Genomic DNA, 1,684 nt, shown 5'->3' on the forward strand with positions numbered 1-1,684 from the left:
ATCCCGGCGCCGGACGGCGTGGGCCGCGCGCGGGCTTCCGCCGCGGGTTGCGCCTCGGCAGGTGCGCGGGCCGTCCGGGCCGCCGACGTGCGGGCTGCCGAGTTGAGAGGCTTCTCCGCTGCGGCTTCGAGGACTGCGAGCTCGCCGCTGCCCGCCAGCGGGCTTTCGCCGAGGACTTTGAGGACTTTCAGCCCGATGGTGCCGCGCTTTTTGTCCCCGGAGTAGACGGAGTCCAGGGCCCACTGCGTCCGCCGCCACCATTCGGCGCGGTTGTCCGCTACCGCTTTCTGCCGCAGGGTCCGCCAGCCGATGATGCCGGCGACGATGGCGCTCAGGAGCACCGCCAGCGGGCCCAGGGCGGCAACAATCTGCCACCAGTCGGCGGCGCCGGTGTGCAGGAAGACCTCGACGGGTGTGGGAGACGGAGTCGGCGGCATGCGACCAGCCTAGACCGCAGCACTGACGGTCACACGGGGTCCGGCTTAGCGATTGGTGCGCGTGAACGGCTCGGCCGGGTGCTCAGCCGACGGCGGCCGCGGTCAGTCGTTCGCCGTTGAGGTATTCGAGCTCCCAGCCGTCGACGGGGTGGTGGTGAGCCAGGTTCAGCACTGCATTGTCGATGCTCGGCAGCGTGCGGTCGAGTGCGAGACCGAGGCTCAAGCGGATGAGGGTGCCATGCGCGACCACCAGGACGCGGCGGCCGCCGAACTCCTCGGCCAGGGCCTCGAAGGCAGCCAGGCCGCGGGCGGCTGCCTCGTCGTCGCTCTCAGCACCGCGAAACCCGCCCGGGATGCGCAGAGCCTCCAGCTCGGGTCCCGCCTGCATGCCCTCGGCCGGCCCGAACGAGCGTTCGGTGAGCTCCGGCACGCGGCGCGCCACGCTGAGCCCAAGCCCTCCGGCGATCAGGTCCGCCGTTTCCGCGGCCCGGCTCAGCGGCGAGGAAACCATCACGTCCCACTCGTACCCGGCCAGGGCCGCCACGGCGTCGCTCGCCTGGCCGCGGCCCACGTCGTTCAATGGAATGTCGCTGGATCCCTGCAGCCGGCGCTGCGCATTCCAGTCGGTCTGGCCATGGCGGACGAGCGCGAAGGTTGTGAGGGTCATGCTCCCATTCTGCCTTGACCGGCCGGTCACGTTGGCAGCCGGAGCAGCTCGTTCCGTCACGGTCCGATGGACAGCGTTTTGTACCCTTCTGTTCGATCAGGATCGTGATGACGTTCTCCTCAAGCCGCTGCGGGCGGCCCCACAGTGGCTTGATACTGCGTGCTAGTGCGTCTCGCGGGCCGACAGAGCTTCCTTCACCCTTTGCAGATACGGTCTCATCTGGGCTTCCCACCATTCGTCGGGGGCGCCAGCAAACTCAGCATTCGCTGCGACTTCGATGACGGTTCCAACCGTGAGCGTGCATCCGGATGGGGTCGGTTGGATCCGGTAAGTGAGACGCCTATTGGTGTCGCTCTGCGCTATGGGACGAGTAGTTGCCCACCATGGGCCGTCCTCACCAATGATTTCGATGATTGATGCGGAGCCGTCGCGGCTTACGAAGCATTGCTGTTCCCCAACACCGGCGGGCGTTCCGGGTACTGTAAACGCTTTCTGTGCATTGGATAGCAACACGGCGCTCTCGGCGGGCCGGATCAGGGACCAGACGTCGTGGGCATCATGCTCGTATGTTTCAGAGGCG

At 67.6% G+C, this 1,684-nt stretch carries 3 protein-coding genes; all 3 read right to left on the reverse strand.

Annotated features, from left to right (window positions below):
- Nucleotides 1–437: hypothetical protein (locus AB4Y86_RS18335; RefSeq protein WP_441403575.1), on the reverse strand; the 437-nt coding region annotated here is incomplete at its 3' end.
- Nucleotides 438–519: 82 nt separating this feature from the next.
- Nucleotides 520–1,104 (reverse strand): histidine phosphatase family protein, encoded by a 585-nt coding sequence (locus AB4Y86_RS18340; RefSeq protein WP_441403576.1) that lies wholly within the window; start codon nucleotides 1,102–1,104, stop codon nucleotides 520–522.
- A 162-nt stretch (nucleotides 1,105–1,266) separates the two neighbouring features.
- Nucleotides 1,267–1,684 (reverse strand): hypothetical protein (locus AB4Y86_RS18345; protein ID WP_441403577.1); only part of this gene is annotated, 418 nt, incomplete at its 5' end.

Origin of the sequence: Arthrobacter sp. 2YAF22_2 (genome assembly GCF_052114645.1) — a bacterium.
Lineage (GTDB): Bacteria > Actinomycetota > Actinomycetes > Actinomycetales > Micrococcaceae > Arthrobacter.